Raw genomic sequence first — 20,147 nt, 5'->3', positions numbered from 1 at the left:
CCACCGTCATAATAATAATTGTTTAATTGCTGAACGATTTAATTGCCCGCCGCAAGTTGGACATTCCCCTTTTTCTAGCAAGCATTTCTCATAATTAGTTCGTAACTGCAACTCTTCTTGCTTTTTCTTTGCAATAAAAGTTGTTCCGTCTTTCAATCGTTTGTTTACATCTTGGAGCTTGTCTAGTAAAAGTTTATAAGATTCTAGTCGTTGAATGCTAGATTGTAATTCTTTATATTTTTCTCCATTCATAGTTGCTTCTTCTAAACGCTCAATTGTTCTCTTCATGCTAATCATTTGGTTGTTCCATGATTTATAGCTTTGCTCATGACGTTTGAGCTCGCTTGCTTTTTTTACTTTTTGGAGTAACTTCTGTACTTTTTGTTCTTCAGAAAGAGTTGCGAAAGCAGTTTTACTTATCGTCGTTTGTACGTCTAGTAAACTACGTTTCAAGCGATTAGAACTTCCCTTCAAATGATTGAGTTGAATTAATCGATTACATTTTTGTACAATAGCAGTCACATTGTTATTGGCAACATCTACGCTATTCGTTTTTTGAAGCCAAAGATTACATGTATCTATCGTTTTTCTAATTTCTGCTATTTGACTCCGTTTCAGTTGAAATGAGCGCTTCTTTTCCTGTATAAATTGCAGCCTTTCTAAAGACCGCTCCCACTCATCTATCCCTTTAAGAACAGAAAGATGTCTTTTTACAGTTTCTTCACTTATTGATAAATCATGCAAGCTATACTGTAAGTTTTCTAGTTTGGAAAGTTTTTCATCTTTCCATTTGAGATCCCTGTACTTTTGCTCAGATTGGTCGAGCATTGTCCCCGCATGATCTAAAAACTGATAGGGTTCAATTTTCTCCCTTAGTATATTGACTTCCGCTTCTACGTGTTTCGTCTTTTGTTGGAGTTTTGCAACATCTTTTGTAGTATCTCTAACAGCCATATCAATATAGTGTGCACCACTAATTCTGCCGATCGTCTTTGCTCTTACAGAAGCTGTCTGTTCGAGTAGAAAAGGCCCGTCCAATTGTTGGGAAACATTCAGTAATAATTCCATATCCCGGTCAATTCTCAATGGATAAATTTGATGAGCATCAAGAACTTCTTGGGGAACATGTATACCAAACCCTTCTAAAACGAGATCTTCTTTTTCAATTTTTTTTATAATGTAACCGTTTTTCGAACTCGTTCTTTCTCTTATAATACTAACTTCATTGGCAAACGTTAGAGTTACACGAACAAAATCACTACTAACTCTCATAAAGTCAGTTCCTCTTGGTTGATTAAATAAAACCCACCGGATACCACGTAAAATAGCTGTCTTTCCACTATCCGATTGGCCGACAATCACATTAAGTCCTTTGGAGAATTCTATAATCGTATCAAGGTGGGACTGAAAGTTTTCTAAGCGTACTTCTTTAATCCAATTCATGGTCTCCACCTTTCCATAATTCTTCAATGACTTCAATTCTTCTTAATGCTTCGGTCTTTACCTTATCATCTACGTTTGACATCGAAGCAATTTGCGTGATGATCTGTTTCATGTTAACTGTTTGAAAATCCGATTGCTCTTTCACTTGTTGAATAAATGAATTTAACTTTTCTTCTTGGTGAACAGCCTTTTCTAGGAAACTGCGATCTAATACTTCCTCACCTTTTAAGGCACATGTAAGAGGAATTTCTGTTAGTTTTATATTATCTTGAGATATTGTTCCGATGATGACTTTTGGGATACGGTTCATTTCAGACCAATGGTTGTTTACTCGAGCAATTGCTCCTGGGTTGCATATATATTTTCCATTTCTCTCCTTAATTCCAAAACCACCATGAAAATGCCCAGTAAGAATAATGTCCGCTGTTGTTCCCCAAATATGATCAATCATCGTGTAGGGGATGCCATCAGGAAGTGCTTTTTCTACGAGCATACTATGAACGAGATGGACAAGTATATCCGCTCCAGATTGATTATCAGGATAATAGTCAAGCTTTGCATCACGTTGATCGATATCGTAATGATATGGTTGTCCTGAAATTTGAACTTTAACATCGTTTTTTTCAATCACTAAAGGATCTTCAGGGGAGATCACAGTTATGATACCAAACGCGTGTAACAAGCCAAGCATCGTCCTAGATATCGTTTCCGGGTTATGTCCATACGTATCATGATTTCCAGAAATCGCATAAATTGGAGCGTTGGCTTTGCGGAAGATTTGTGCAAATTGTCCAACCACATTTGGGGATAAATCTGGTCGATCAAAGACATCCCCACCATGAAGCAAAACATCCACATTCTCTCGATTACTTACTTCCATGATTTCAACAAGTTTCATTTTTAACGTATCTACAAAAGAATCTAACCGATTTTTAGGTGTTGTTCCACGAATATGAGTATCAGTAAAGTATAAGAACTTCAATGGACTACCTCCCTTCCCTACAAGCTTTGTACTCTTAATTAAATAGAATAAGAGGATAACTCATTAGCGTCTACACTTCTCACAGCAAAATATCCTTGCCCATTCGTGCTAAGCAAACTATATTTTGTAGTTGGAGTGCCTGACACTTAGCGTTGAGTCATCCTCTACCTAAATGCTGTATTTTTTTCTCGATGACGAATACACCTAATAAAAGAGCAATTTTATTAGGCGTATTCCTGCACCATTTCTATTTTTACTTATTTTAAATCTAATGGTAAGTCTTCGAATTCACTCTCACTAGGTGCCTCAACTGTAATCTCACCATCAAGTCCATAGTGTGCACGAATTAGTTGTTCAATTTCTGCTGTCAAGTCTACATTCTCTTTTAAGAATTGCTTTGCATTTTCACGACCTTGGCCTAGTCGTTCTTCATTAAATGAGTACCATGCTCCACTCTTTTGCACAATATCTAACTCTGCCCCAATATCTAGGATAGAACCTTCTCTTGAAATTCCTTCACCATACATAATATCTACTTCCGCTACTTTGAATGGAGGAGCTACTTTATTTTTAACAACTTTAATTTTCGTCTTATTACCGACCATGTCGTTACCTTGCTTCAAAGTTTCAGCACGTCTAACCTCCAAACGAACCGAAGAATAGAACTTTAGTGCACGTCCCCCTGGTGTTGTCTCTGGGTTTCCAAACATAACTCCAACTTTTTCACGGATTTGGTTAATAAAGATGGCAAGTGTCTTTGATTTATTGATTGCACCACCTAACTTACGAAGTGCTTGAGACATAAGTCTTGCCTGTAAACCAACGTGACTGTCTCCCATTTCTCCTTCAATCTCAGCCTTTGGTACAAGGGCTGCAACACTATCAATAACAATGATATCAACAGCACCACTTCGAACTAGCGCTTCCGCTATTTCTAATGCTTGCTCTCCTGTATCTGGTTGCGATAGTAGTAATTCATCAATATTTACACCTAAATTCTTAGCATAAACAGGATCAAGTGCATGCTCAGCATCAATAAAAGCAGCTTGTCCACCTTGACGTTGTACTTCAGCAATTGCATGTAATGCAACTGTTGTTTTACCAGATGACTCAGGGCCGTACACTTCAATAATTCTTCCACGAGGATATCCACCTACACCAAGTGCGATATCTAATGCTAACGCACCACTTGAAACCGTTGATACTCGCGTTTCAGTTTGCTCACCCATTTTCATAATAGAACCTTTACCAAATTGCTTTTCAATTTGTCTTAACGCCATATCTAATGCGGCTTTTCTATCACTCATTACGTCATCTCCTCAAATATATGAAAATATTTTTCTACAAATTATAGGTTTTAATTTTTAATACGTACATATCGGTCGTAAATAAACTGAAGAACATGTAGCACGTATAACATATCTCATATGTCTTTACCTATGATAACTTTTTTTTTAGGTTTTGCCAATAGATTTTACGAACATTTATTCGTTTTTTATAAGATATTTACAATTGGAAATTTTAAAAGGAGAAGGGGAGTTTTGGAAAGGTTTGCTTAATTAACTAGTGTCAGGCACCTCTACGATGATCGGTGCTACACCGATCATCTACACTTTATTATACAATGCGAGGAGCACAGACACTACATTTACATTTCTATATTATCACTTTAACGGACGTTTTTCACGTTTTGGACGTGGTTTTGCAGGTTCTAAATTAACTCGAGCTCCATTTATTCGTGAATAGCGCAGAGCTTCATAAACAAATGGTGCTACTTCTTCAGGAACTTCAACGAATGTGAATTTATCAAAGATATCGATACGCCCCACAGCTTTTCCAGGAATACCAACAAGTTCAGAAATCTCTTCAATTAATATTTTCGGACTCATATTTACGTTTTTTCCAACATTAATAAAGAAGCGAACCATACCTTTAGCTCCACCAGTTTCACCAAAGTTATAGCCATCATCATCGAGCGTATTATCACTAAGGAAATTTCGTTTCAGTAAAGCTGTGACGATCTTTTCTGCTGGATACGTGTTAAGGAGATCATGGACTAACGGTGCAAACCATTCACTGTCTTTATCATCATTCATAGCAGTTTCTATTTGCTTTTTCCACGTCTCTTGCTGTTTTTCAATGACTTCAGCAAATGTTGGTACATTTTCAGATGGAATTGGCATCTTAATCTCATCTTCAATCGAACGTAGATGTTTCATTTCACGAGGAGTAACTAAAGTTAACGCTAATCCTTTTCTTCCTGCACGACCAGTTCTACCAATGCGATGTACATAACTCTCAGGGTCTTGCGGAATATCGTAGTTAATAACGTGGGTAACATTGTCAACATCAATTCCACGAGCAGCTACATCGGTTGCAATTAAAAACTCAATAGTTGAATCTCGGAACTTTTTCATTACATTATCACGTTGTGATTGCGTTAAGTCTCCATGTAAGCCATCAGCAATATATCCTCTCGCTTGCAGGGCTTCCGTTAGCTCAGATACACCTTTTTTTGTTCGACAGAAGATGATTCCAAGATCAATTTCTTCACTATCTATAATACGGCACAATGAATCTAATTTATTACGTTCGAGCACTTTATAGTATACTTGGTTGATTGATGGAGCTGTAACTTCACCTTTACTGATTGCAACAAGCTGTGGTTTTTTCATGTACTTATATGACAACTTCTTGATTGGAGGGGGCATAGTCGCTGAAAATAAAAGCGTTTGTCGCTCTCGGTTGACTTGTTTTAAAATTGCTTCAATATCTTCAATAAACCCCATATCTAGCATCTCGTCAGCTTCATCTAGTACTACGGTATGTACTTTATCCAAGCTCAGTGTTTGTCTTCGAATATGGTCTGTAAGTCGTCCAGGTGTACCAATTACAACCTGAACTCCTTGTTTTAATGCTCTAATTTGGTGAGAAATCGATTGCCCGCCGTAAATTGGCAATGTACGAATTTTTTTGTACTTCGTTAACTTTTGCAACTCACCTGAAACTTGAATAGCTAATTCACGTGTTGGCGTTAAAATAAGCGCTTGAACATAGCGGTCTTCTGTAACTTTATCAACTACTGGAATACCAAAAGCAGCTGTCTTACCAGTTCCCGTTTGCGCTTGTCCGATGACATCTTCACCCGATAAAATGACAGGGATTGCTTTTTCTTGAATTGGAGACGGCTCTTCAAACCCCATATCATAGATTGCTTTTTTTACTTGTTCTGTAATATTAAAATCTTTGAAATAACTCATTTCTATAATTCCACCTTTATAATTCTTTCAGCAAGTAATAGCAGCCATATTTTACAGTTCTTTCTCTTATTTGTCCGCGAGTTCCCGCTAAGTTTAATTCAAATGATTTCGACTCGCCACTTGGTAGAGCAACACCAATAATAACAGTACCAACTTCCTTACCCTCATGTTGATTTGGCCCTGCTACACCTGTAAAACTAATTCCTATATCAGCTTCACATAATTTCTTAACACCTTGTGCCATTTCAATTGCACATTCACTACTGACCGCACCATACTCTGCTAATGTATTTTTAGACACTGAGAGGATTTTTTCCTTCATTTCCGAGGAATAACTTACAACTCCACTCGAAAAGACTTCAGATATCCCCGAATAATCTGTAAGTTGCCGACTGAACAATCCACCCGTTAAGCTTTCAGCCGATGCTATTTTATAATTCTTTGCTCGTAAAGTATTTACTACCTCTTGCATAAGAGATGTATTATCATAACCATAGAAATACTTACCCACTCTAGCTTGAATTTTAGCTTCTAATTCATCTAATAATTCAACAGCCTTTATTTGATCTTCATGTTTAGCAGTTAAACGCAGTGTTACTTCACCTTCAGCTGCTAATGGTGCAATGGTAGGGTTACTTTGAGCTTCAATTAAATCTAGTAAAACTTCTTCTAATTTTGCCTCACCAATTCCAAAAAAACGAAGAACTCTAGAGTGAATAACTGATTGTTCGTTTAAATTATCAAGTAAATAACTTTCGCCATATGTAGTAAACATCGGTTTTAATTCATTTGGCGGTCCAGGCAACAACATATAATAGACACCGTCTTCAAAGACGGCCATTCCTGGGGCCATACCATGATCATTATTCAGGACTGTAGCTCCTTCAATAACTAAAGCTTGCTTTTTGTTATTCTCAGTCATAGCCCTCTTACTATTTTGAAAATATAATTCAATCTGCTGTAATGACGGTTGATGATAGATTAATTCACGTTCTAACAGTTCTGCAACCGCTTCCTTTGTTAAATCATCCTTTGTAGGACCTAACCCTCCTGTAATGATGATTAGGTTTGCTCTCTTTTTTGCTTGAATGACGGCTTCTTGCAAACGCAGCTTATTATCACCTACTACGGTATGATAATAAACGTTAACTCCTAGTGGAGCTAATTGCTGCGATAGAAATTGACCATTGGTATTTGCGATTTGTCCAAGTAAGAGCTCAGAACCTACAGCAATAATTTCGCTGTTCATTCATGCACCTCAGTTCGAATAGATATAGTTGACATGATCACGCAAAGTATCTAAGTTAAGCCTTCAAAAAAATATGTTTATTTTTCATAAAATAATCGATCCCTGAGACGATGGTTAAAATAGTTGCAACCCATAACATTAACATAGCAAATGGGAAGCCTATTGGTTCAAACGGAAAATTATGTAACATCAATGCAGAAATTGCAATAATTTGAAAGACTGTTTTAATCTTTCCTAATGGGCTGGCAGCTATTACTGAACCATCGGCTGCTGCGACAAGCCTTACACCAGTTACAGCAAATTCGCGGCTTAAAATAACAATGACCATCCATGCAGGGGCCATCTGTAATTCAACCAATGAAATGAGTGCTGCTGTAATTAATAATTTATCGGCTAACGGATCTAAAAATTTACCTAAATTCGTAACAAGCTTATACTTTCTAGCGTAATAACCATCTAACCAATCCGTAGCTGCTGCAATAATAAAAATGATTGCTGCAATAAAGTGTGAAACTGGGACTACTGTACCAAGTAAAGATAAATTTCCGAATTCCATTGGAACGATTAAAAAGATCATAAATATGGGGATGAGACAAATTCTTGATATTGTAATTTGATTTGGTACGTTCACAAAGATCCTCCCTAACTTAAGCTTTTCATAAAATTTAGCGCATATTGACGAATTGCACAGGGAACTCCAAATCTTTAGACTTTACTAATTGAATGACCTCCTGTAAATCATCTATGCTTTTAGCAGTCACTCGAATTTGCTCATTTTGAATTTGTGCTTTTACCTTTAACTTAGAGTCTCTAATTAATTTAGTAACCTCCTTGGCACGTTCAGAACTAATTCCAGAAACTAATGTTATCAATTGCCGAACTGTTCCACCGGAAGCTTTTTCTATCTTGCCAAAATCCATAGACTTTTGCGAAAGACCACGTTTGATGAATTTTCCTTTTAGGACATCAATAACACTTTCTAATTTGTATTCATCATCCGAAATTAACGTTATTTTATCATCGGCTGTTCGTTCAATTGAGCTTTTAGAGCCTTTAAAATCATAACGTGTTTGAATTTCTTTTATCGCTTGTTGTATTGCATTATCTACTTCTTGTATATTTATTTCTGAAACAATATCAAAAGAGTGCTCTTTAGCCATAATGAAACATCCTTTCTTCCTTCGAAAAGTATACTCTCACGTCAACTTAACTCTTATTGTATCATACGTTGTACCAAATTGAGAAATTGTTGTTAACATTGTTATATTCTTCAGGATAAACCAGAAGAAAGCGAAGAGTAAGCACTCACTCTTCGCTAAAGTACTATTCATTTGCTGGAGCAAAAGTAATCGTTACCTTTTGGTGGATAACCTCGAGTGGCAGTTCAAAAGGCTCTTCGTTTATGATTAATTGAACATTATTAGATGCACCAAGATTAAATGTAATTTCCTCTTCAGCACTAAAATCATAATCTAACTCATCGCCATCTTTAACTTCACCAGTAAAGAAGGAATTTCCTTTCGCATTCGCAATCCCAACATAACTTCGCCCTGTAGCCACAAGTTTTGCTTCAAATGTATCAGTTCCATCTAAAATATAATAGCTATGATTTCCTGACACATCAGTTTGTGAAAATACTTGTGTTTGTTCCTCAACCTCTTCTTCAGCAGCGGCGTTTTCTTCTTCCACTGGTGCTACTTCTTCCTCTTCTTCATCAGGAACCGTTGGGATTTCTTCACTAATCTCTCCTTCGAACCTATCATCTTGTTCCTCTGGAACAACCCCTTCAGCGCTATCTTGTGAATTATATTGCGCAAAAATCCATGCGCCTGCAAATACAACAATAATAAGGAGCCCAGCAACTAACGCCGGAAAGATGGAATATCCTTTTGATTTCTTCTTAGGCGCAGGTGGTGTTTTTTGGGCTCGGGTAGTACGCCTTGAAGGTAATTCAGATCCTTCTTTGTGCGGATTAGGTAGTTCATTGCCAAACTCTTGAAAAATTTGTTCTGAGTCTAGTCCGACTGCTTCCGCGTAGTTTTTAACAAATGCACGAGCATAAAATTTACCTGGCAGCGCATCAAAATTACCTTCTTCAATAGCTAGAAGATAGCGTTTTTGAATCTTCGTTGTCTTCTGTAAATCATCTAGGTTAATATTCTTCAGTTCTCTTGCTTCTCTTAATCTTTGGCCTAATTCAGACAATGAAAACACCTACCAACTTAACTAATATCGAAAGATGAAAAACCAGATTCGACCACATCATAAGAAATCTCCTCTGTTTCATCATTTCGCAACTCAATAATTGTATCAAAATCATCTAACGTAAATTCTGTTTCTCTAACAAATATATCAGGATGCTCAATAACTTTTACGGCTGGTAACCTCATTACATCATTGACTAAGATCCTGTGTTTTTCTGTCGCTCTCATAGTAGAGACAATTCCATCAATAATATAAATGTGGTTTTCTCCTAATTCATCATCTGCTAACTGACTTCTAACAGTTTGTCTAAGTAGAGTAGATGAAATGAATGACCAACGCTTATTAGCACAAACACTTGCAGCTACAACAGACTCTGTCTTTCCGACACGCGGCATCCCACGGATCCCGATTAATGAATGTTCGTTTTTCTTCATTAACTCCGCCATAAAGTCAACGAGTAAGCCTAGTTCGTTTCGAACAAAGCGAAATGTCTTCTTATCATCTGCATCACGTTCAATATAACGCCCATGCCGAATAGCCATTCGGTCTCGTAAATGTGGTTCACGAAGTTTGATCACGGTAATATTGTCAATTGTATTAAGAATGGAATGAAACCTTTCAATTTGATCGTCACATGTACTGCGAATAAGCATCCCCCGCCGCTTATCTTCAACCCCATTAATTGTAACAATATTTATAGAAAGCATTCCTAGCAATGATGCGATATCACCAAGCAAACCTGGACGATTCTTATGTATTTGATATTCTAAGTACCACTCTTTCATTTCAGTCCCCCCTCCTTCTTCTCCATTTCTTTAATAAGCATTAAAATATCTATACTACTTAAATTTATGAAAAAAATCGAGCAATATTTAAGAATAGTTCGACTTAAAATTCAATTCATTCTTAAGAAACATTTACCATTTTAATCTGTATATTATCATTTTACGCTATTAGTTGTCGAATAAACAAGTGATTTCTATTGGTCTCATAGTTTTTCACATCGTAACAAAATAATATATATTTTTTTGCCATATTTTTTCAAAGACTTTTTATTTACTTGGTAAATAGTACCTAATGAAAAAGTGCTGCACATTAATGCAGCACTTTTATATTAATGATTGTTTTGAACAAGCTTAACCATCATATTAGCGATAGCGTGTTGTTCTTGCTCATCTGCTACCTTCCATAAATCGGCTAAAATACGTTCTTGTTCGTTTTTAGGCTCAACTTGTTGTGCTAAGTATTCCCCAACTTGATAAGCAACATCAGAGATAACGGATTGGCTCATCCCTTCCTGTTGCGCTTGGTTGAGACGATCACCTAAAAAGTCTTTCCACTGATCCCAATTATCTAATACTGACACATGAATCCCTCCTTAATATTAAGTTCAATCATAGTTTTTCATGAACGAAGGGAATTTATGCAAAATGAATGTGTCAAAAAAAAGAAGTTAACAATACCAAGCACCATTAACAGATAAAATTTGACCATTAATATAACTTGCCTCATTGGAACTTAAAAAAGAAACCACATTCGCAACTTCTGCTGGTGTTCCTAATCTTCCCATCGGTATATCCTCTTCAAGAAGCTCTAATTCCTTTTCTGTAAATGAAGTGAGCATTTTCGTTTTTATGGCTCCCGGCGCCACCCCATTTACTCGAATAGCAGTGGGACCTAATTCTTTTGCTAAAGCCTTTACAAAAGAATTTAACCCGCCTTTTACTGCTGAATAAACGACTTCACACGACGCTCCTGTTAAACCCCAGATCGACGAAATAACAATAACTGACCCACTTTGTTTTCGAATCATTGGAGGTAATAAAGCCTTCGTTATTTGAATGGGTGTAGTTAAATGTAGTTGAATGCTCCTTTCAATTTCTACGTCTTCCATATCCGTCAACAAACCGAAATAAGAAGAACCACTGTTATGTATTAATACATCAATCGGTTCAGTAATTTGATCGATTAAAGAATTGGCCGACCCATATTCGGATAAATCCGCATTAACAATATTAACGTTCACTCCAAAAGTACGGCAAATGTCGGCTGTCTTTTGGATACCTTTTTCATTCTTAAAATAATGCAAGTAAAGAGAAAAACCACGAGCAGCCATTTTTTCTGCAATGGCTGCTCCAATGTCTCCACTTGCCCCTGTAATTAAGCAAGTTTGTTTCAATTAACTTTCCTCCGTATAGCCTTCAGGTTTCACCTGACAAACTGTAAATCGATCCATGTTAAAATGTTCTTTCATGATGGTTGTTAATGTTTCTGCATCAATTTTTTCTAACGTTGACACTACATCAAACAAGTTCATATCATTAAATTGATAACGTGTAAATTGATTAGCAATATATTCAGGTGAATTTAACGATCTTAAGAATGATCCGATTTTTTTCTTTTTTGCTCGCTCAACTTCTGACTCATTTAATGAGCTAGAAATAAAACCTTCCACCATTTCTTTAATCTTATCTGCTAATCGGTCTGGGTACTTTGTATCTCCACCGAGAATTGTAAATCCAAAACCATATTCAGCAGAATAATCAAATGAGAAGGTATCATCGATTAACCCTGCATCATAAAGCTCCTGATAATTAGATGAGCTTTGACCAAACATTAAATCAAGTAAAATATTCATGCCAAGCTCATGTTCAAGTAAGTCTGTTCCTTGTTTCGTTGGATCTCCTTCCTTAAAACCAACAAGACATTTTGGGGTTTGAACACTCATTGTAATGACATTTTTCTTCTTAGCAACTTCCGCACCTTCTGCCGGGAAGAACCGCTGAATTTGTTCAGGTTCTTTAAACGTCTTTTTCTGTTGATTTTCTTTTATGAGTTGTAAAATTTCACTTGGTTCAACAGGTCCTACCACAAACATTAACATATTACTTGGGTGATAGAATGTCTCATAACATTGATATAATAAATCCTTTGTTATTTTAGAAATCGAAGGAATTGTTCCTGCTATGTCAATTTTTACAGGGTGGTGCTCATACATATTTTCAATGACACCAAAATATACACGCCAGTCAGGGTTATCATCATACATATTAATTTCTTGGCCGATAATTCCTTTTTCCTTCTCAACACTTTCTTCTGTAAAATAAGGGTGTTGAACAAAGTTAAGTAGTGTTTCAAGATTTTGATTTACATTAGCAGTACTTGAGAACAAATAAGCAGTTCGAGTAAAACTTGTAAATGCATTTGCTTGTGCACCTTGTTTACTGAAATCCTGAAAAACATCTCCATGCTCATCTTCAAACATTTTGTGCTCTAAGAAATGAGCAATTCCGTCTGGAACAACAAGCGCTTCTTTCGATCCAAGTGGAATAAAATGATTGTCAATCGAACCATATTTCGTAGTAAACGTAGCATATGTTTTATTAAATCCTTTTTTCGGAAGGACATATACATCAAGACCATTATCTAATTTTTCATAGTAAAGTGTTTCTTTTAGTTGATCGAATTGGATTTCTTTCATGCTGTCGCCCCCTCCTTTCCTTTAAGGAAATAGATGGTATCTAACTTGATTTGATTCGCAATAGCTACAACATCTTCTTTCTTAACACCATTAATTCCTGAAATCCAGTCTTCAAGAGACCGATCTTGCTTAGCTATTACATTATGATATAAAAGTTCAGTGTATCCCCTTGCCGTATCGGCCGTTTCTAACAACTGATTATTAATCATAGCTTTTGTTTGATCTAACTCAGCTTCTGTAAATTCTCCTTTTTTCATATTCTCCATTTGCTCATTTATAATTGAAACTGCTTTATCGTAATTTTCAAATTCAATACCTGACATGACCATAATTATTCCTTTATGACTTTCATAACGCGATGCAGCGTAATATGCTAAGCTCGCTTTTTCACGAACATTTATAAATAATTTAGAGTGAGAAAAGCCTCCAAATAAACCATTGAAAACTTGAAGTGCATAGTAACCGTCATCTTTATAAGTCGTGTAGGTGCGATACCCCATATGAAGTTTTCCTTGTTTGACATCTTGCTCATCAAATACAGTATTCACTTCTGTTACTTCTTTTTGGGTTGTTTCTACCTCAATTCCCGTATTCGTACGGCCTTCAGGCAACTTGAAATACTTTTGGACTTTGTCCTTTACTTCATCTGAATTAATATCACCGATAATATACAGGTCAATTTTGTCTTCTTTTAATAACTGTTGATAGTATGCAAAAAGATCTTTTTCATTAATTGCATCAATTTGTTTTGCATCACCGTGTACCGATAATGCAAATGGTTCCCCTTTACACATTTCCTCAGTTATACGCATATTTGCATAGCGCATCTTGTCATCATAAACAGACTTTATACGTTGTCTCAGCGAGCGCTTTTCACTTTCGACAATAGAGGATTTAAACTGACCATTTTCTTGTATCGGTTGCAATAACACCTCTGCCAGTAGTTGAACAGCATTTTCCAACAACGGTGTAGTGTCTTTTAAAAATTTTTCATTCGCAATATCCATTCGAATTCCGATAACGTGTTCTTCACCTTTCTTCTGGACATCTACAGAAAGATTAGCACCATAAAGTTCATCTAAGCGGTTTCTTAACTCTTTTCTTGTTGGTGATTGTGTAGTTCCACTTTGAAGGATATGTGGTATTAATGCTCTTTTTGTAACTGTTTCTGCTTGTAACGGAGCCTTTAGTAAAATAACGAGTGTAGTCGTTTTATACTTTGGCGTATTTACCATATGTAAATGCATACCATTCAATTCACTATGAATTTCCTGCAGTTGGTTCATCCGAGTCACTCCCTGCTTTAGAATATACTTCCTACTTAGCCATAGGTTATGCTTTTATTCGCTTTCTTACTACTTTAAACTTGAATTTATCAGCTCTAAAATAATTTAATGAAAAAAGGATCGGTTGATCTAACTCATCATAATGCATTTGTTTTAATAACAACAAAGAGGTCTCAGGCTCACAATTTAAAATCGGTGAGATCGTTTCGTGGTATCCAACAGGTGCTATCGTTGTAACTGCATATGAAATGCTATGACCAATCGACTCTAAAAAGTTGAAAATGGAACTAATTTCATGTATTGAATGTTTCCCAAGTATCTCTTCGGGAATTCGGTCTAGACAATATACTACGGGTTCATCATCTGCTGTTCGAACCCTTTCAATGACAACACAATTCTCCATCTTTTCTTCATCAAAACTTACTCGATCATCTTCTGTAGCTTCTTCAACATAAGAAGATAAAAAGATCGTACCGGGCTCTTTATTAGCATTAGCAATCATATCTGTTACACTATATAACTCCTCAATTCCCGAAGAAAACAACGGCTTTGAATGAACAAAAGTGCCAACGCCATGCCTTCTTAACACGACACCCTCATCCTCAAGTATTCGCAAAGCTTCTCTTAAAGTTGCTCTACTTATACCTAACTGCTTGGATAACTCGAATTCTGAAGGTAATTTCTCACCTTCTTTAAAGACTTGTTGATCTATATCGTCTTTTATTTTATCAATTACTTGTAAATACAATGGACGACTATCAGCTTTAATCATTCTCCCCACTCCTTAACCCCAACAATTATTGTGCTGATGCTTCTTCTGTAGATTTTGTAACTAATACTTCTCTTGGTTTACTTCCTTCATATGGTCCTACAATGCCTCTAGCTTCCATCTCGTCAATAAGTCTAGCTGCTCTTGTATAACCGATCCTAAATCTACGTTGCAGCATAGATACAGACGCTGTGTTCATTTCTAAGACTAAATCAACTGCTGGTTGATAATATTCATCATCCACTTCTGCAACGATTTCCGGCTCTTCTGAGGGTGTCATTTCTTCTTGGTATTGCGCCCGTTGTTGACTTATTACAAAATCAACTACTAATTCAACTTCGTCATCTGATAAGAATGCCCCTTGGACACGTGTCGGTTTAGTAGCTCCTACTGGAAGGTAAAGCATGTCTCCTCGTCCTAATAGCTTTTCTGCCCCTCCACTGTCTAGGATAGTTCTCGAGTCTGTTTGAGAGGATACTCCAAATGCTATTCTTGAAGGAATATTGGCTTTAATTACCCCAGTAATAACATCAACGGAAGGTCGTTGTGTCGCTATAATCATATGAATACCGGCAGCACGCGCCATCTGGGCCAACCGTGTAATCGAATCCTCAACATCTCCAGACGCAACCATCATTAAGTCTGCTAATTCATCAACGATGACCACAATGTATGGTAATAATGGCTGTTTTGCGTCTTCCGATTCATTTTGTTTCTTAATTAAATCATTATATCCTTCGATATTTCTCGTTCCAGAATGCGAGAATAAGTCATACCTCCGCTCCATCTCACTAACGACTTTCTTTAAAGCTTGGGAAGCTTTTTTCGGTTCTGTTACAACCGGTGTCAATAAGTGTGGGATACCATTATATACGTTTAACTCAACCATCTTAGGGTCAATCATCATAAGTTTAACTTCGTGGGGCTTCGCTTTCATTAGTAAACTTGTAATAATTCCGTTAATACATACACTTTTTCCACTACCTGTTGCACCTGCGACTAATAAGTGTGGCATTTTATTTAACGGTGCTAATACCGGTTCACCTGAGATATCCCTGCCCAAAGCAACTGAAAGCGGATGTGCTTCTTGTCTATTTTTTGGTGAGTCCAGTACTTCTCTTAACGTAACAAGAGCGACTTCTTTGTTCGGAACTTCTATTCCTATTGCCGACTTTCCTGGGATAGGTGCTTCAATTCGAATATCTTTTGCTGCTAAAGCTAGAGCTAAATCATCAGCTAAATTGACTATTTTACTTACTTTCACACCTACACTTGGATGTACCTCATATTTTGTAACAGCTGGTCCAAGGTGAACTTCTGTTACTTTCGCTTTGACACCAAAACTATCAAGTGTTTGTTCTAATTTCTTAGCATTTGCGGATATGTGGCGTTTTTCCATATGTTGTCCATTATTATTGGGTAAATGCAGCAATTCTAAACTAGGTAATAAATAATCCTCGTTCGCTATTTCAGACATAATTAATGGTTGTGGTGACACTTTTTCCTGTTGATCATTATTTTCCTTATCCTTTGGACTTCCCTTTCCTTCAATTTTTTCATCGGATAGAGGCAAAGTAAGATCCGGTGTTTCTTCTTCATAGGCTTGACTCGTGAAATCATGGATAACTGGTTCAGTAGGTGTAGCAATTTGTTCAGGTGCTTCCTCTACTGCAACCTCTTTCTTTTCTTTTTGTTTTTCTTTTCGTTCTGTTAGTTTGGCTGATAATTCATCGATCCAACTACGAACTAATTTCTCAAAGAAACTAAATGTCACTACAAAGATTTGTTTTGCTTTACTAAGAACACGGTTAATAACATCTGATAAAGATTGATTTGTAATTAATAAAATGGAAACGATCATTCCAAAAAATGAAATTAAATAAGTTCCTGGTGCATCAAATAGAAAATGAGTTGCAGCGTAGCCAAGTGCACCAATCATACCACCGCCAAGATCACTGACAGGGGCAGTTTGATGTACTTGCATCCAAAATAATTCCCACGTATTTCGTAATACAGAAGGATCTTCGAAGCCTTCCTTTGTTGCTAATACTTCAAATAAACGGACATGACTCAATAAAATAAATGAAAACAATAGCAAATAAATTCCTGCAAGGCGACGCGTCCAAAAGGATGGTATACTTCGTTTAATAATGATATACAGTGAAGTTAAAAATAAAGCAATCGTTAGTACTACATGCCATTCTCCAATAAAAAAGCGAAATAAATAAACAATAACTTCACCTACACTGCCTAATTTTGCGAATGTAATTATAGATAAAATAAATAAAGATAATCCTATCAGCTCAAACGTCAGTTGTGATTTCCATTCAGTTTTTTTCTTTTTTCTTTTCTTTGACATTATTTCACCCTCAATTGCGACTTAATTTACGAAATTACAATGGTGCTTGTCTCATAAAGTTAAAATCTTTATGTTAGGGCCATTTAACATTCGTTCAAAATAAGAAAAGCAGCCAAAATTGGCTGCTTCAACCAGTTTTGTATTATGATTATAACATAATGCAAAACTTGTCTTCATTATTAAAGTTGAGGTTTACTCATAATAATTCGACCGGGGCTATAGTTTTCATTTAAGTAATGGCTCGGGTCACTACTTATGAGGCGAATCACTTTATATTGTGACTCCCCAATATCTTCTACGACTAATAATCCACCTTCGATAGGAATCGTTTGTTGTTTTGCGTAGCTCGTTTCATCCTGTGGAAAAATCATCTCTTCAGGTAACATCGTATATAGGATCATTGTACAATATCACCGCCGCCTGCATGCTCTGCTTTACGTTCTTCAATTAAAGTGTTAAGCTTCGTTAATGCCTGACTTAATCCGCCTACTTCATTAATAAGTCCATACTCTACAGCATCTGTTCCAATTACGTTTGTTCCTATGTCACGTGTTAAATTGCCTTTTGAAAACATTAACTCTTTAAACTTCTCTTCATCAATAGAAGAATGTTTCGTAACAAATCGAATGACTCTTTCTTGCATTTTATCTAAGTATTCAAACGTTTGCGGCACACCTATAACTAGGCCAGTTAAGCGCACAGGGTGTATGGTCATAGTTGCTGTTTCAGCAATAAAACTGTAATTTGAAGCTGTTGCAATTGGTACACCGATTGAATGGCCACCTCCTAATACAAGTGTTACAGTAGGTTTTGACATAGAAGCAATCATCTCAGAAATTGCCAATCCTGCTTCAACATCTCCACCAACTGTATTTAAAATAACTAACATTCCCTCTATCTTTGAATTTTGTTCAGTTGCTACAAGTTGTGGAATGATATGCTCATACTTCGTTGTTTTATTTTGAGGTGGTAACTGCATGTGACCTTCAATTTGGCCAACAATCGTCATGCAATGTATGTTTGAAGCGTCCATATCAGGAACATTCGTTTGACCTAATTCTTGAATTTTATTTACAATGCTCGATTTAGGATCTAGTGCAGGCTTTTCATCACCTTGGGGTTGTTGTGGTTGATTAGACTCAGTCATTTATAGGATCCTCCTTTATATATGTATCTAATGTTAGTATGTCGTGATAACGATGAATAATTCCAATAACATCATGATAATGACATTAAAAATATGCATACAGTTTATCATCACTAAGAGATTAAATTATTATTCCTAATTTTTAAGTATTGTAAATTTCTCCATCAAAAAAAGAAGCGGACAACTCTCCGCTTCTTTTTTATTAAACTTCCATAATAATTGGTAAAATCATTGGTCTACGTTTCGTCTTCTCAAATAAATATCGACTTAATACTTCTCTAATGCTACTTTTTAATGAAGACCATTCATTGACATTTTCAGTTACACATTTTACTAAAGTTTGCTTAACCATTCCTGTTGCTTCATCAAGAAGCTTTTCTGATTCTCTTACATAGACAAAACCTCTTGAAATAATATCAGGACCTGAGATTATTTCGCCGTTTGTTTTATTTAAAGTAACAACGACAACTAAGATACCATCTTTTGATAAGAGGCGACGATCACGTAATACGATATTTCCAACATCGCCGATACCAAGTCCGTCGATTAATACATTTCCAGACGGTACTTTCCCAGCTTTTCTGCCTGCACCATCTTGAAACTCGACAACTTCCCCTTTTTCTACAAGGAAAATTTTTGAAGGGTTTATACCTACTTCAATTGCAAGATCCCGATGAGCAATTTGCATTCGATATTCACCATGAATCGGGACAAAATATTTCGGCTTCATGAGATTCAACATTAATTTTAACTCTTCTGCACTACCGTGTCCAGACGCATGGACTTTCGTGTGACCATAGACAACGTCTGCGCCAATTCGATAAAGTTGATCTATAATTTTAGAAACTGATTTCTCGTTCCCTGGAATTGGAGAAGCTGCAATAATGACAGTATCTTCACTTGATAGTGTAATTTGTCGGTGTGCGCCTCTTGCCATTCTTGTTAAAGCACTCATTGGTTCTCCTTGGCTGCCTGTTGTAATAATAGCTACCTGGTTTGGACGATAGTTCTTCACTTGATCAACATCTATAAATAACTCATCTGGAGCATTTAAATAACCAAGATCATTTGCAATTGAGATAACTTTCTCCATACTTCGGCCAACGATTGCAACTTTACGCTTTGCCTTTGCTGCAGCACTGACAACTTGTTGAATTCGATGAACATTGGAAGCAAACGTAGTAACAATAATTCTATTCATTGTATTTTGAAAAACGTCAGCTATACCTTGTCCTACAACAGTTTCAGAAAGAGTGTGTCCAGGTCGTTCTGCATTTGTGCTGTCAGATAATAAGCAAAGAACTCCTTCGTCACCGAGTGCCGCCATCTTACCAATCTCTGCATGTTTTCCATCTACAGGAGTCTGATCAAATTTGAAATCCCCTGTATGTACAATTGAACCATAATTCGTTTTTATGACAACCCCTACTGAATCGGGGATACTGTGATTAGTTCTGAAAAATGAAACTGGTGTTGAGCCGACCGTAATTTCTGAATTATTATCAATTAACTTTAATGTTGTTGATTTATATATTCCAGCTTCACGAAGTTTCGCCTCTACTAATCCAAGGGTTAATCTTGTTCCATAAACGGGTACTTTTAATTTTTGTAATATATATGGCAAACCACCAATATGGTCTTCATGACCATGAGTTAGAATAATGGCACGGACACGGTCAGCGTTTTCAACTAGGTAAGATATATCTGGTATAACAATGTCAACACCCAGCATATCATCATCTGGGAACATTAAACCAGAGTCGATGACGATAATATCTTCCTCGACCTCTACCACATACATATTTTTGCCTATCTCGCCGACTCCCCCTAAGGCAAAAACCCGAATCTTTTCTGTATTTACTTTTGACAAATCATGTTCCTCCTAAATGCACAATAAAATAAATGCTTATTCATAAAAATATTTTGGCTAACTTTACAAATATTGTGAAAAATCACTGGTATTCTA

At 36.4% G+C, this 20,147-nt stretch carries 18 protein-coding genes; all 18 read right to left on the bottom strand.

Annotated elements, in window-relative coordinates; all coding sequences use genetic code 11:
• Nucleotides 1-6: 6 nt before the first annotated feature.
• On the bottom strand, nucleotides 7-1,443 hold the full coding sequence (locus AC2VNP_RS18675; protein ID WP_486918768.1) for an AAA family ATPase: 1,437 nt from the start codon (nucleotides 1,441-1,443) through the stop codon (nucleotides 7-9).
• Complete coding sequence (locus tag AC2VNP_RS18670) at nucleotides 1,430-2,425, bottom strand: metallophosphoesterase family protein (protein ID WP_486918767.1); 996 nt, start codon at nucleotides 2,423-2,425, stop codon at nucleotides 1,430-1,432. The genes AC2VNP_RS18675 and AC2VNP_RS18670 overlap by 14 nt, the downstream gene beginning before the upstream one ends.
• Nucleotides 2,426-2,682: 257 nt before the next feature.
• Entirely contained in the window at nucleotides 2,683-3,732 is a 1,050-nt protein-coding gene (recA, locus tag AC2VNP_RS18665) for a recombinase RecA (RefSeq protein WP_486918766.1), read from the bottom strand.
• Nucleotides 3,733-4,089: 357 nt separating this feature from the next.
• The gene (locus AC2VNP_RS18660) at nucleotides 4,090-5,685 is read right to left on the bottom strand and encodes a DEAD/DEAH box helicase (protein ID WP_486918765.1); all 1,596 of its coding nucleotides are present in this window, start codon (nucleotides 5,683-5,685) and stop codon (nucleotides 4,090-4,092) included.
• 16 nt (nucleotides 5,686-5,701) lie between these two features.
• Nucleotides 5,702-6,934 (bottom strand): competence/damage-inducible protein A, encoded by a 1,233-nt coding sequence (locus AC2VNP_RS18655; RefSeq protein ID WP_486918764.1) that lies wholly within the window; start codon nucleotides 6,932-6,934, stop codon nucleotides 5,702-5,704.
• A gap of 55 nt (nucleotides 6,935-6,989) precedes the next feature.
• Complete coding sequence (gene pgsA, locus AC2VNP_RS18650) at nucleotides 6,990-7,565, bottom strand: CDP-diacylglycerol--glycerol-3-phosphate 3-phosphatidyltransferase (RefSeq protein WP_418198803.1); 576 nt, start codon at nucleotides 7,563-7,565, stop codon at nucleotides 6,990-6,992.
• 34 nt (nucleotides 7,566-7,599) lie between these two features.
• The gene (locus tag AC2VNP_RS18645; protein WP_486918763.1) at nucleotides 7,600-8,094 is read right to left on the bottom strand and encodes a YajQ family cyclic di-GMP-binding protein; all 495 of its coding nucleotides are present in this window, start codon (nucleotides 8,092-8,094) and stop codon (nucleotides 7,600-7,602) included.
• A gap of 163 nt (nucleotides 8,095-8,257) precedes the next feature.
• Nucleotides 8,258-9,139, bottom strand: a complete 882-nt coding sequence (locus tag AC2VNP_RS18640; protein ID WP_486918762.1) for a helix-turn-helix domain-containing protein — start codon at nucleotides 9,137-9,139, stop codon at nucleotides 8,258-8,260.
• Between the two features lie 17 nt (nucleotides 9,140-9,156).
• Nucleotides 9,157-9,924, bottom strand: coding sequence for a YmfK family protein (locus tag AC2VNP_RS18635; protein ID WP_275117530.1), 768 nt, complete (start codon nucleotides 9,922-9,924; stop codon nucleotides 9,157-9,159).
• Between the two features lie 329 nt (nucleotides 9,925-10,253).
• Nucleotides 10,254-10,505, bottom strand: a complete 252-nt coding sequence (locus tag AC2VNP_RS18630; RefSeq protein ID WP_486918761.1) for a DUF3243 family protein — start codon at nucleotides 10,503-10,505, stop codon at nucleotides 10,254-10,256.
• An 87-nt stretch (nucleotides 10,506-10,592) separates the two neighbouring features.
• Complete coding sequence (gene ymfI / locus AC2VNP_RS18625; RefSeq protein WP_486918760.1) at nucleotides 10,593-11,318, bottom strand: elongation factor P 5-aminopentanone reductase; 726 nt, start codon at nucleotides 11,316-11,318, stop codon at nucleotides 10,593-10,595.
• Entirely contained in the window at nucleotides 11,319-12,620 is a 1,302-nt protein-coding gene (gene yfmH, locus AC2VNP_RS18620) for an EF-P 5-aminopentanol modification-associated protein YfmH (RefSeq protein WP_486918759.1), read from the bottom strand. It lies immediately after the preceding gene.
• Nucleotides 12,617-13,906 carry an EF-P 5-aminopentanol modification-associated protein YfmF gene (yfmF, locus tag AC2VNP_RS18615; RefSeq protein WP_486918758.1) on the bottom strand — a complete coding sequence of 430 codons (1,290 nt, stop codon included), beginning with the start codon at nucleotides 13,904-13,906 and terminating at the stop codon, nucleotides 12,617-12,619. Before yfmF ends, yfmH begins: the two co-directional genes overlap by 4 nt.
• A 46-nt stretch (nucleotides 13,907-13,952) precedes the next feature.
• Complete coding sequence (locus AC2VNP_RS18610) at nucleotides 13,953-14,678, bottom strand: GntR family transcriptional regulator (RefSeq protein WP_486918757.1); 726 nt, start codon at nucleotides 14,676-14,678, stop codon at nucleotides 13,953-13,955.
• A gap of 25 nt (nucleotides 14,679-14,703) precedes the next feature.
• On the bottom strand, nucleotides 14,704-17,034 hold the full coding sequence (locus tag AC2VNP_RS18605) for a DNA translocase FtsK (RefSeq protein ID WP_486918756.1): 2,331 nt from the start codon (nucleotides 17,032-17,034) through the stop codon (nucleotides 14,704-14,706).
• A gap of 179 nt (nucleotides 17,035-17,213) precedes the next feature.
• A complete protein-coding gene (locus AC2VNP_RS18600) occupies nucleotides 17,214-17,435 on the bottom strand; it encodes a YlzJ-like family protein (RefSeq protein ID WP_486918755.1) in 222 nt (73 codons plus the stop codon).
• Entirely contained in the window at nucleotides 17,432-18,181 is a 750-nt protein-coding gene (locus AC2VNP_RS18595) for a ClpP family protease (protein WP_486918754.1), read from the bottom strand. Before AC2VNP_RS18595 ends, AC2VNP_RS18600 begins: the two co-directional genes overlap by 4 nt.
• 202 nt (nucleotides 18,182-18,383) lie before the next feature.
• Nucleotides 18,384-20,051, bottom strand: coding sequence for a ribonuclease J (locus AC2VNP_RS18590; protein WP_486918753.1), 1,668 nt, complete (start codon nucleotides 20,049-20,051; stop codon nucleotides 18,384-18,386).
• Nucleotides 20,052-20,147 lie beyond the last annotated feature (96 nt).

The organism is Alkalihalobacterium sp. TH-98 (genome assembly GCF_057473385.1).
Note: the sequence above shows the minus strand (reverse complement) of the source record. Positions and strands in the feature narration are given on the sequence as shown.

Bases quoted from the DNA above. Each gene is read 5' to 3' on its own strand.
- AC2VNP_RS18675 (WP_486918768.1), bottom strand. From the start codon at position 1,443: ATGAATTGGATTAAAGAAGTACGCTTAGAAAACTTTCAGTCCCACCTT.
- recA (WP_486918766.1), bottom strand. From the start codon at position 3,732: ATGAGTGATAGAAAAGCCGCATTAGATATGGCGTTAAGACAAATTGAA.
- AC2VNP_RS18660 (WP_486918765.1), bottom strand. From the start codon at position 5,685: ATGAGTTATTTCAAAGATTTTAATATTACAGAACAAGTAAAAAAAGCA.
- AC2VNP_RS18655 (WP_486918764.1), bottom strand. From the start codon at position 6,934: ATGAACAGCGAAATTATTGCTGTAGGTTCTGAGCTCTTACTTGGACAA.
- AC2VNP_RS18645 (WP_486918763.1), bottom strand. From the start codon at position 8,094: ATGGCTAAAGAGCACTCTTTTGATATTGTTTCAGAAATAAATATACAA.
- AC2VNP_RS18635 (WP_275117530.1), bottom strand. From the start codon at position 9,924: ATGAAAGAGTGGTACTTAGAATATCAAATACATAAGAATCGTCCAGGT.
- yfmH (WP_486918759.1), bottom strand. From the start codon at position 12,620: ATGAAAGAAATCCAATTCGATCAACTAAAAGAAACACTTTACTATGAA.
- yfmF (WP_486918758.1), bottom strand. From the start codon at position 13,906: ATGAACCAACTGCAGGAAATTCATAGTGAATTGAATGGTATGCATTTA.
- AC2VNP_RS18610 (WP_486918757.1), bottom strand. From the start codon at position 14,678: ATGATTAAAGCTGATAGTCGTCCATTGTATTTACAAGTAATTGATAAA.
- AC2VNP_RS18605 (WP_486918756.1), bottom strand. From the start codon at position 17,034: ATGTCAAAGAAAAGAAAAAAGAAAAAAACTGAATGGAAATCACAACTG.
- AC2VNP_RS18600 (WP_486918755.1), bottom strand. From the start codon at position 17,435: ATGATCCTATATACGATGTTACCTGAAGAGATGATTTTTCCACAGGAT.
- AC2VNP_RS18595 (WP_486918754.1), bottom strand. From the start codon at position 18,181: ATGACTGAGTCTAATCAACCACAACAACCCCAAGGTGATGAAAAGCCT.